Source organism: Mesorhizobium sp. M0227, from assembly GCF_040321855.1.
Taxonomy (GTDB): domain Bacteria; phylum Pseudomonadota; class Alphaproteobacteria; order Rhizobiales; family Rhizobiaceae; genus Mesorhizobium.
Genome location: NZ_JAMYSJ010000039.1, coordinates 28,639 through 39,726 on the forward strand (window position 1 = coordinate 28,639; position 11,088 = coordinate 39,726).

Below are 11,088 nucleotides of genomic sequence, written 5' to 3' on the forward strand. Positions count from 1 at the left end.
TTGAAAAACGAGATTCATGTCATGAACGCACAGCTACAACCGACCGGCTCCGCCTATTTCATCGCCAAGGAGACGGAAAAGCCGGAAAACCACACGCTTTCCGTGCTGGTCGACAATGAGCCGGGCGTGCTTGCCAGGGTCATCGGCCTGTTTTCCGGGCGCGGCTACAACATCGAGAGCCTGACCGTCTCCGAGACCGAGCATGAAAAACACCTGTCGCGCATCACCATCGTGACGCGCGGCACGCCGCATGTGCTGGAGCAGATCAAGCACCAGCTCGAGCGCATCGTGCCGGTGCACCGCGTCGTCGACCTGACCGTGCGTTCGCATGAATCCGGCCAGGAACGGCCGCTTGAGCGCGAACTGGCGCTGGTCAAGGTCGCCGGCACCGGCGAGGCCCGCGTCGAGGCGTTGCGGCTGGCCGATGCGTTCCGCGCCAGCGTCATCGACGCCAACACCGAGCATTTCATCTTCGAGATCACCGGCAAAGGCTCCAAGATCGACCAGTTCATCGCCATCATGAAACCGCTCGGCCTGGTCGAAATCTGCCGCACCGGCGTGGCAGCGTTGAACCGCGGCCCGCAGGCGATGTAGGACTTCGGCGGGGCTGGCGCCGAACGCGTCAGCCAGCTTCCACAGTGAGGCCGTCCGTAGCCTTTGCGGGGTCGCCGAGAAGAGACAAGATGCTGACTTGTCAGGGAAGATATCCATGTCGCTCGACGCATTCCTTGCCCTGCTTGTCTACGCCTTCGTGACGTCGATCACGCCGGGGCCAAACAATCTCATGCTTCTGGCATCGGGCGTGAATTTCGGCCTCGTCAGAACCGTTCCGCACATGCTGGGCATCAGCATGGGTTTCCTCGTGCTGCTGCTTGCCGTCGGTCTTGGCCTCGGCGCTGTGTTGACGGCGTTTCCGGCGCTGCATACCGCGCTCAAGATCGCCGGCGGCGCCTATCTTTTGTACCTCGCCTGGAAGATCGCCATGTCGCGCACGCTGACCGGCAAGGGCGAGACGAAAGCGCGGCCCATGCGCTTCATCGAGGCAGCCGCATTCCAGTGGGTCAATCCCAAGGCGTGGGTGATGGCGATCACCGCCATGGCCGTCTATGCCAATGCCGAGCACCCGTCCTGTCGGTGGTGTTGATCGCCGTGGCTTTCACCATCGTCAATTTGCCGAGCGTCTCGGTGTGGGCTGGGTTCGGCACCGCACTGCGCGGTTTCCTGTCGGACCCGGTGCGGCTGAAATGGTTCAACATCGCCATGGGCGTGCTGCTGGCGGCGACGCTTTGGCCGATGCTGAGGTAGGCCCGGGGCGCATCATCTGATCTTTAAGGGACAGGATCCGGAGTCTCGGGCGTACCGCCCAGATCGGGATTGAGCCCGTGTTGCACATCCGTTGTGCAGTGCACATTAAATCTTCGTAATGCCGCCTTTTGGCCCTTTTCCGACAAAGGCGTGTCCTATCTATTCGGCGAAATCGCGGCAACGGGCCGTGAGTTGCGCTAGAATACGACCACCTGGTTATGGCGTGTCGGACAGAGAGGGCCTTTTGTCGATGCGTGGAAAAGTCATTCTTTCATTGCTTGCGGTCGCCTGTGTCGGCGCGGCCTGGCTCTATCTGTCTCCGGACACGCTGAGCAGAGTTCAGCAGCTTATCGGCGCAAAGCAGGTCGCGGCCGCGGACAAACCGACCACCGACAAGCCGGCAACGGGGGGCAAGTCGGCAGGTGGCGGCAGCGGCGCCCGCTCGGCCTCCATCCTCTCGGCCGTCGCTTCGACAGCCGATTTCCCGATCCGGCGCTACGCCATCGGCTTCGTCTCCTCTCCAGCCGTCGTCAACATCAACGCGCGGGTGTCCAGCCAGATCGTCTCCATCGATGTCAAGGACGGGCAGATGGTCAGGGTCGGCGACGTTCTGTTTTCGCTCGATGACCGGGCGCTGAAGGCGCAGCTTGCCAAGGATCAGGCGGCGCTCGCCAAGGATCAGGCGATGCTCGCCAGCTCGCAGTCGGATCTTCAGCGCGCGAAGGATCTGGTCGCCAAGCAGGCCGGCACGCAGCAGACCTACGACCAGGCCGTCGCCGCGCAGAAGGCTGCCGCAGCGACTGTCGATGCCGACAAGGCGACAATCGACGCCGACAATGTCCAGCTTGGCTTCGCCACGATCACGGCGCCGATTTCCGGCAGGCTGGGCGCAGTCAGCGTCGCCGTCGGCGATCTCGTCACCGTCAGCAATGGCAACAGCAGCACGGCCACTCCGCTGGTGACCATCACCCAGATGGACCCGCTGCAGGTCAACTTCAATCTTCCCGAGAGCAACCTGGCTTTGCTGCACAAGGCGCTTGCCAACCCGCAGCAGGGCGCGGTGACACTGACCAAGGACGGCGACCCGACGCCGATCGGCAAGGGCACGCTCGATTTCGTCGACTCCAGCGTCGACACCGCGTCGGGCACGATTGCCACGCGGGCAAGCATTCCCAATGCGGACCTTTCGCTATGGCCCGGCCAGTATGTGAATGTCGTGCTCGACGCCGGCATCATGCCGCAGATGACATCGGTTCCGACCGTCGCGGTGCAGCCAAGCCAGAAGGGGCAGTTCGTCTATGTGGTCAAGCCGGACAACACGGTCGAGATGCGGCCGGTGCAGGTGGCGCTGACCGAAGGCGACAACAGCGCCATCAGCCAGGGGCTGAAAAGCGGTGAGAAGGTCGTCACCGAAGGCCAGACGAGGCTGAAGGACGGCGCGGCGGTGCATGAGGGCAAGGCCACGGCGAATGCTGCTCCCAAGGTGGCCGAGGCGACCAACGCCGGCGAGGCGGCCCAATGATCTCCGAATTCTGCATACGCCGACCCGTCGCCACCCTTCTGATGTCGTTCGCCCTTGTGCTGGGCGGGCTGTTCGCCTACAAGTTCCTCCCGGTGGCCGCACTGCCCAGCGCCGAATTCCCGGTGGTCAATGTCTCGGCTTCGCTGCCCGGCGCCTCGCCGGAAACCATGGCGACATCGGTGGCGACGCCGCTGATCAAGCAGTTTGCCACCATCGCCGGCATCGATTCGATCTCGACCACGAACTCGCTTGGCCAGACCTCGATCGCCATCCAGTTCGTGCTCAACCGCGACATCGATGCGGCGGCGGCCGATGTGCAGGCGGCGATCGCGCGCACGCAGAAATCATTGCCGCCGCAGATGACGGCGCCGCCGAGCTATCGCAAGGTCAATCCGGCCGACGCGCCGATCCTTTTGATGTCGCTGGTCAGCGACACGGTTCCGCTGACCGATCTCGATGCTTTCGCGGAAAATGTCATCTCGCCGTCGCTGTCGACCATCGACGGCGTGGCGCAGGTCTCGATCTTCGGCCAACAGAAATACGCGGTGCGCATCCAGATCGACCCGACCGCGCTTGCCGCGCGCGGCATCTCGATCGATCAGCTGCAGGCGGCGGTCGCCTCGGCCAACAGCAACACGCCGCTGGGCGTGCTGCAGAACGACAAGCAGCAGCTCACCATCACCGCCAACACGCAGCTGACCGACGCCGCCGGCTTCTCCAACATCATCATCGCCACCAAAAACGGTCATCCCGTGCGGCTGGGCGAGGTGACCCGCGTGGTCGATTCGGTGCAGACCACCACCACCGCAAGTTGGTACGATGGCACCCGCGCGATCATCATGGCCGTGCAGCGCCAGCCCGATGCCAACACTGTCGACGTCGTCGACAAGGTCAAGGCGATGCTGCCGTCCTTCAAGGACCAGATGCCGGCCGCCGCCGACATCAAGCTGCTTAACGACCGCTCCAGTTCGATCCGGCAGGCGGTCAGCGACGTGCAGTTCACGCTGTTGCTCACCATTGCCCTGGTGATCATGGTGATCTTCGTGTTCCTACGCCGGGTGACGGCGACCATCATCCCGGCCGTGGCTGTGCCGATCTCGCTGATCGCCACGCTCGGCGCGATGTTCCTGTTCGGCTTTTCCATCGACAACATATCGCTGATGGGCCTGACGCTGGCGGTCGGCCTCGTCGTCGACGACGCCATCGTGATGCTTGAAAACATCTTCCGCCATATGGAGGAGGACGGGCTGTCGGCCTTCGACGCATCGCTGAAGGGCGCGCGCGAAATCGGCTTCACCATCATCTCGATCTCGATCTCGCTGGTGGCGGTGTTCATCCCCGTGCTGCTGATGGGTGGCGTCATCGGGCGCATCTTCAACGAGTTCGCCGTCGTGGTGACGGTCGCCATCCTGGCGTCGATGTTCGTGTCGCTGACGCTGACGCCGATGCTGTGCTCGCGGCTGCTGTCGGTGACCAAAGCCGACCGTGACAAGCATGGCCCCGGTCATAAGCAGGACCTCGTCACCCGCGGCTACGACAGGGTCTTGAGCTTCTGCCTGCGCCACACCTTCCTGGTGTTCCTCGTCTTCGTCGGCACCGCGGCAGCGTCGGTGTGGCTGATCCAGACTTCGCCGAAGGGTTTCTTCCCGCAGGAGGACATCGGCCAGATATCGGTGACCACCATCGCACGTCAGGACATCTCTTTCGATGCCATGTCCAGGCTGCAAGGACAGGTCGCCAGCGTCTTCTCGCATTCGCCCTATGTCGCCCATGTGGCGTGGTCGGCGGGCAGCGGCAACAATGCGCTCAATCAGGGGCAGCTTTTCGTCCAGCTCAAGGGCAAGGACCAGCGCCCCGATATCGAGAAGGTGCTTTCGGATCTGCGCAAGCAACTGGCCGGCGTGGCGGGCATCGAGACCTACATGCAGCCGGTGCAGAATTTGAGGCTGGGCTCGCGGTCGTCGGCAAGCGCCTACCAGCTCGTGGTTCAGGGCCTTGATACCGGCCTGACCGATATTTGGGCGCAGAAACTGAACGACGCGATGGCGGCCGACCATGCGAACTTCACCGACGTCACCAGCGACCTGCAGAACAATGCGTTGCAGGCGACGCTGGTGGTGGATCGCGACAAGGCCGCCCAGCTCGGTATCGATACCGACACGTTGCGCTCCGCCCTCTATGGCGGGTTCGGCACCGACCAGGTTTCGACAATCTTCGGTTCGGCCGACAGCTACGAAGTCATCACCGAGCTCGATCCAAAGATCGAGTGGTCGCCCGAGCGGATGCTGGCCATCCAGATGAGGACGGCGAGCGGCAGTCTGGTTCCGCTCGGCGCCTTCGCCCGGGTCGATCGCACGGCCGGCGCCCTGACTGTCAACCAGCTCGGCCAGCTTCCAGCCGTGACCATCTCCTACAATCTGCCGCAGGGCGTGGCGCTGGGCGACAGCGTGACGCGCATCAATGCGCTGAAGGAGCAGATCGGCATGCCGACGGTGATCTCGACCACCTTCGCCGGGACGGCCAAGACCTTCCAGGATTCTCTTGCCAACCAGGGTTTTCTGGTCGGCGGCGCAATCCTGACCATCTACATCGTGCTCGGCATCCTCTACGAGAGCTTCATCCACCCGCTGACAATCCTCACCGGCCTGCCGTCGGCTGTGCTCGGGGCGGTTGTTGCCTTGCGCTTCGCCGGTATGGATCTGTCTGTCATCGCGGTGATCGGCATCCTGATGCTGATCGGCATCGTCAAGAAGAACGGCATCATGATGGTCGACGTCGCGCTTGAACTGCGACGAGACGGCATGTCCGCGACCGAGTCGATCCACAAGGCCTGCCTGATGCGGTTCAGGCCGATCATGATGACGACGCTGGCGGCACTGATGGGCACATTCCCGATTGCGCTCGGCACCGGCGCCAGCGCCGAACTGCGCCAGCCGCTGGGCGTTGCCGTTGTCGGTGGTCTGCTTGCCTCGCAGGCGCTGACCCTGTTCGTGACGCCGGTGATCTATGTCTACATGGAGAATTTCTCTGGCTGGCTGGTCGGGCTTTGGTCGAAGCGCAAGGGCGAGCCAGGCCCGGTCGAAGCGGGGGATCAGCCGTCGCTATTCGAAGCCAGGGAAGACATGCTGCCCGAACCGCAGCGGGCGGCGGCCGAATGATGTGACAGGGCCAGCGCCATGTGCCGTTGGCCCAAGCCGTTGCGCTTGCGGCGGCATCACTGGAAACGTAGTTTGCGGCCATGTCACACGATCATGACCACGACAACGAACTCGATCCGTTTGCCGCCCGCGTCCGCGCGCTGGAAACCATCCTCACCCAAAAGGGGCTGATCGATCCGGCGGCGATCGACGTCATCGTCGATACCTACGAGACGAAAATCGGCCCGCGCAACGGCGCCAGGGTGGTGGCGAAGGCCTGGAGCGATCCCGCCTATGCCGAATGGCTGAAACGCGATGCGACGGCGGCGATCGAATCGCTGAGCTATACCGGGCGGCAGGGCGAGCACATGCAGGCGGTGTTCAACACCGAGGAGACGCACAATCTCGTCGTCTGCACGCTGTGCTCCTGCTATCCGTGGTCGGTGCTCGGCCTGCCGCCGGTCTGGTACAAGGCGCCGCCCTATCGTTCGCGTGCCGTCATCGATCCGCGCGGCGTGCTGGAGGAGTTCGGGCTGACGCTGCCGGCGGACAAGAAAATCCGCGTCTGGGATTCGACCGCCGAGCTGCGCTATCTCGTCGTGCCGATGCGGCCCGAAAATACCGAAGGCTGGAGCGAGGAGCGGCTGGCGGAGTTGGTCAGCCGTGATGCGATGATCGGGACCGGCTTGGCCCAAAGACCTGAAATAGAGGGGCAGCCGGCATGAACGGGCCGCAGGATCTCGGCGGACAAATGGGGTTCGGTCCCGTCGCGCCCGAACAGGACGAGCCGTATTTTCATGCCGCATGGGAGAGGCGGGCGCTCGGCGTGACGCTGACTGCCGGCGCCATGGGAGCCTGGAACATCGACGAGAGCCGGCATGCGCGGGAATCATTGCATCCGGCCGACTATTATGCCTCCAGCTACTACGAGATCTGGATCAAGGCGCTGGAGGTGCTGCTCAAGCGCCATGGGTTTGTCAGCGAGCGCGACTTGGCTGAGGGCCGAGCGATTGATCCGGCTGCGACACCGAAAAGGGTGCTGAAGGCGGAAAACGTGCCTGCCGTGCTGGCCAAGGGTGGGCCTTGCGACCGGCCGGTGGCACAGCCAGCGCGGTTCAAGGCCGGCGATCCTGTACGGACCAAGAACTTCAACCCGAGCGGCCACACGCGGCTGCCGCGCTATGCGCGCGCCAAGCAGGGGGTGATTGAGGCGGTGCACGACGGTTTCGTGTTCCCCGACAGCAACGCGCATGGACACGGCGAAAATCCGCAATGGGTCTACACCGTGGTTTTCGAAGGGCCGGAAATCTGGGGCGAGGGCGCCGACCCGACGCTAAGCGTGTCGATAGACGCCTGGGAGAGCTATCTTGAGCCGGCGTGATACGGATCTGTCCGAGCTGCCGCCGGGCGTCGATGCGCGGGTGTTTGCCGAGCCATGGCAGGCCGAGGCTTTCGCCATGACGGTGGCGTTGCACGACAAGGGCCTGTTTTCGTGGAGCGAGTGGGCGCAGGCACTGTCGGAAAAAGTGAAGAGACCGGGCGCCGCAGCGGACGGCCATGATTATTACGAACATTGGCTGGCGGCGCTGGAAAGCCTGCTTGCCATCAAAGGGCTGGCCGCGAAGTCGGATGTCGACGCTATGGCTGAAGCCTGGGAGCGCGCCGCGCATGCCACGCCGCACGGCAAGCCGATCCTGCTGGAAAACGATCCCCAGCCGATTCGATAAGGTGTGGGGCGAGCTTGTATGTTCCCTTTACGTTCTTGTCTGCGCCTGATAGCCTGACCCGTCGGCGGCATTGAAGCGTCCCGGCGCATCGATGATGGTGGCCGCTGTCTTGTCTTTCCCTTGCGAATCCGGTCTCTCGCGCTGATGGAATTCTCTCCCCAACAGGACGACGCGCTGAAGGCGGTCGCCCAATGGCTGAAGACCGGCCAGCCGCAGCTGTTCCGGCTGTTCGGCTATGCCGGCACCGGCAAGACGACCTTGGCGCGGTATTTCGCCGAACATGTCGACGGCCAGGTGCAGTTCGCCGCCTTTACCGGCAAGGCGGCGCAGGTGCTGCGCTCCAAGGGTGCAGTCAATGCGCGCACCATCCATTCGCTGATCTATCGGCCGAAGGGCGAGGAATCGGTATCGGACGAGGTCACCGGCAAGACGTCGATGTCGCCGACCTTCTCGCTCAACCGCCAGAGCCCGATTACGCGGGCGAAACTGGTCGTCATCGACGAATGCTCGATGGTCGACGAGCAGCTCGGCCGCGACCTGATGAGTTTCGGCACGCCGATCCTGGTGCTGGGCGACCCCGGCCAGCTGCCGCCGATCTCGGGCGGCGGCTTCTTCACCGACCACGAGCCGGATTTTTTGCTGACCGAAATCCACCGGCAGGCGCGCGACAACCCGATCCTGCGGCTGGCGCTCGATGTGCGCGAGGGCCGTGAATTCATGCGTGGCGACTATGGCACGGCGCAGGTGATCGGCAAGGAAGACGTCACCCAGGAGCTGGTGCTGAAGGCGGACCAGGTGCTGGTCGGCACCAACCGCACGCGTCGCCGCTACAATCAGCGGCTGCGCGAGCTCAAGGGCTTCAACGCCGATTATCCGCAGGCCGGCGACAAGCTCGTCTGCCTGCGCAACGATCCGGCCAAGGGCCTGCTCAACGGCTCGCTGTGGAAGGTGATGACCTCGTCGCGCGAGACGGTGAAGCCCGGCATCAATCTTCTGGTGTCGCCGGAAGAGGACGATCCGGATCGTGGCGTCGCCAAGATCAAGCTGCTCAAGGCGGCGTTCGAGGATCCCGATGCCGATATCCCCTGGCAGCAGAAGAAGCGCTTCGACGATTTCGACTATGGCTACGCGCTGACCGTGCACAAGGCGCAGGGCTCGCAGTGGAACGAGATTGTGCTGTTCGATGAAAGCTGGGCCTTCAAGGAAACCCGCCAGCGCTGGCTCTACACCGCCATCACGCGGGCGGCCGAGCGGCTGACGATCGTCAGGTAGGGGCGCCGGATGCTGTTGCTCCGATAGGCTGTGCGGCAAGCCATTGCCAGGCGGCAGCCTCGTCCTCCGCCCTGAAATGCCTGATTTCGATGGGCGGTGAGGACGGCAGAAAGCGTTGTGCGTCCGCTATCCAGTCCGGTTCGCCGATGGTTGCGCAACGGCCGACATGTTCCAATGCATGAATGGCGCCCTGCTTCAGGGTCTCGTCCGCGATGTCGGCCCAGTCGACGCCATCGTGGTCGACGAGGCGCACCAGCACATCGATGCGCGGGTGCAGGGCATAGGCTGCCTCCAGCAGCCCGAAAAGATTTTCACCGTCGGCCGCGGAAACGTGCCCGACTACATCGATGGCGAAAAGGTCGTCGCGGCTGGTCTCGATACGGCGGATTGCCGGAACCTCATCGAGAAAATTCATCGGTGCGTCCTTTCCCGGGTTCGCTCATCAGGCTTGGAACACGCGAAACCCCCAGTCTGTTCCCACCAAAGGCATTACTGTTCCCGTCAAAGGCATTATAGGTGGGCGCGTTGAATGATTTCCGAGGCCACCCGCATGCCTGCAAAGCTCTCCGTCAACCTCAATGCCATCGCCATGCTGCGCAACCGGCGCGACCTGCCGTGGCCAAGCGTGACCGGCCTCGGCCGCATTGCGCTGGCGGCCGGCGCGCATGGGCTGACGGTGCATCCACGCCCCGACGAGCGGCACACAAGACACTCCGATCTGCCAGAAATCCGGTCGCTGATCGACGACGAGTTTCCGCGCGCGGAATTCAACATCGAGGGCTATCCGACCGAGGATTTCCTGTTGCTTGTGGAAAAGCACCAGCCTGAACAGGTGACGCTGGTGCCGGACGATCCGGCCCAGGCGACATCGGACCATGGCTGGAACTTCGCGACCCAGACCGCGTTCCTCACACCGATCGTCAAGCGTCTGAAAAAGGGGGGCTTTCGCGTGTCGCTGTTTTCCGATCCGGACCCCGATGGCGTGGCGGCTGCGCGCGACATCGGCGCCGACCGTATCGAACTTTATACGGGTCCATATGGCAGCTATCACACAGATTTCGCCAAAGCGGCTAAGGAGCTGGAAAGACTGGGAAAAACCGCCGACGCCGCGCTTGCTGCCGGGCTTCAGGTCAATGCCGGGCACGATCTGGTGGTCAGCAATCTGCCCGCACTTGCCAAGCGCATTCCGGCATTGGCCGAAGTGTCGATCGGACATGGGTTGACAGCCGACGCGTTGGAGTATGGCATGGCCGGCACGGTGGGTCGGTTCCTCAAGGCCTGCGGATGGTAGCGATGGCAGCCTCGCGTGGCAGGCATGGCAGCCATTACGCGACGGCACTTGATATTGCATTGCAGCAAGCGTAGAGCACCGCGCGCTTATCGGAGTGTCGTCCATGGCCCTTACCAATACTGGTAGTGAGGCAGAACCCGTCGAACAATCGAGCCATTCGGAAGTCGAGCAGCACAGCACCAAGGTTCTGATGCTGGGCGCGCTCGGTGTCGTCTATGGGGATATCGGCACCAGCCCGATCTACGCCTTTCGCGAGGCGCTGGTGGCGTCGTCGGGCGGACAAGTCGCCCAGCGCGGCGATATTCTGGGCGTTTTGTCGCTGATCATCTGGTCGCTGACGATCATCGTCACCATCAAATACATCATGTTCGTGCTGCGGGCGAACAACCGCGGCGAGGGCGGCGTGCTGTCGCTGATGGCGCTGGCGCGCGGCAGTTTCCCCAAGCGCTCGGCGCTGATGCTCGGCATCGGCATTGTCGGGGCATCGCTTTTCTTCGGTGATGCCGTCATCACGCCGGCGATATCGGTGCTGTCGGCGGTTGAGGGCATGAATGTCGTCACGCCGACCTTCCAGCCCTATGTCGTGCCGCTGACATTGGTCATCCTTGCCATGGTGTTTGCGGTGCAACGTTTCGGCACGGGGGGTGTGGGGCTGGTCTTCGGTCCCGTGACGGCGGTGTGGTTCCTGGCGATCGGCCTTTCCGGCCTCAACCACATCATCGCCGATCCGGAAATCCTGTGGGCGATCAGCCCGCACTACATCGTCGCGTTTCTGATCAATTCGCCCGACGTCGCTTTCGTGACCATCGGCGCCATCTTCCTCGCCGTCACCGG

The 11,088-nt window shown here is 63.3% G+C and carries 10 protein-coding genes and 1 pseudogene; 10 read left to right on the plus strand and 1 reads right to left on the minus strand.

The window, feature by feature from the left end; all coding sequences use genetic code 11:
- Window positions 1–21 precede the first annotated feature (21 nt).
- The 8 genes and pseudogenes from ilvN to NKJ00_RS29950 all read left to right on the plus strand — a co-directional run bounded on the left by ilvN (window position 22) and on the right by NKJ00_RS29950 (window position 8,963).
- Window positions 22–594, plus strand: coding sequence for an acetolactate synthase small subunit (gene ilvN / locus NKJ00_RS29915; protein ID WP_023757090.1), 573 nt, complete (start codon window positions 22–24; stop codon window positions 592–594).
- 115 nt (window positions 595–709) lie between these two features.
- A pseudogene (locus NKJ00_RS29920) lies at window positions 710–1,305 on the plus strand (LysE family translocator).
- Between the two features lie 250 nt (window positions 1,306–1,555).
- A complete protein-coding gene (locus tag NKJ00_RS29925) occupies window positions 1,556–2,827 on the plus strand; it encodes an efflux RND transporter periplasmic adaptor subunit (RefSeq protein WP_352612456.1) in 1,272 nt (423 codons plus the stop codon).
- Window positions 2,824–5,985 carry an efflux RND transporter permease subunit gene (locus NKJ00_RS29930; RefSeq protein WP_352612391.1) on the plus strand — a complete coding sequence of 1,054 codons (3,162 nt, stop codon included), beginning with the start codon at window positions 2,824–2,826 and terminating at the stop codon, window positions 5,983–5,985. Before NKJ00_RS29925 ends, NKJ00_RS29930 begins: the two co-directional genes overlap by 4 nt.
- An 80-nt stretch (window positions 5,986–6,065) precedes the next feature.
- Complete coding sequence (gene nthA, locus NKJ00_RS29935) at window positions 6,066–6,689, plus strand: nitrile hydratase subunit alpha (protein WP_352551888.1); 624 nt, start codon at window positions 6,066–6,068, stop codon at window positions 6,687–6,689.
- On the plus strand, window positions 6,686–7,345 hold the full coding sequence (gene nthB, locus NKJ00_RS29940) for a nitrile hydratase subunit beta (RefSeq protein ID WP_023813052.1): 660 nt from the start codon (window positions 6,686–6,688) through the stop codon (window positions 7,343–7,345). The genes nthA and nthB overlap by 4 nt, the downstream gene beginning before the upstream one ends.
- Entirely contained in the window at window positions 7,332–7,691 is a 360-nt protein-coding gene (locus NKJ00_RS29945; protein ID WP_352612393.1) for a nitrile hydratase accessory protein, read from the plus strand. The genes nthB and NKJ00_RS29945 overlap by 14 nt, the downstream gene beginning before the upstream one ends.
- Before the next feature lie 144 nt (window positions 7,692–7,835).
- Entirely contained in the window at window positions 7,836–8,963 is a 1,128-nt protein-coding gene (locus NKJ00_RS29950) for an ATP-dependent DNA helicase (protein WP_027034850.1), read from the plus strand.
- Here the strand turns inward: NKJ00_RS29950 and NKJ00_RS29955 are convergent.
- On the minus strand, window positions 8,956–9,378 hold the full coding sequence (locus NKJ00_RS29955; RefSeq protein ID WP_352442857.1) for a SpoIIAA family protein: 423 nt from the start codon (window positions 9,376–9,378) through the stop codon (window positions 8,956–8,958). The two genes, NKJ00_RS29950 and NKJ00_RS29955, sit on opposite strands and share 8 nt — an antisense overlap.
- A 135-nt stretch (window positions 9,379–9,513) precedes the next feature.
- Between NKJ00_RS29955 and NKJ00_RS29960 the strand changes: the two genes are divergently transcribed.
- Both NKJ00_RS29960 and NKJ00_RS29965 read left to right on the plus strand, forming a co-directional pair.
- Window positions 9,514–10,254 carry a pyridoxine 5'-phosphate synthase gene (locus NKJ00_RS29960; RefSeq protein WP_352632319.1) on the plus strand — a complete coding sequence of 247 codons (741 nt, stop codon included), beginning with the start codon at window positions 9,514–9,516 and terminating at the stop codon, window positions 10,252–10,254.
- 103 nt (window positions 10,255–10,357) lie between these two features.
- On the plus strand, window positions 10,358–11,088 hold a 731-nt coding region (locus NKJ00_RS29965; RefSeq protein ID WP_352632317.1), incomplete at its 3' end, for a KUP/HAK/KT family potassium transporter.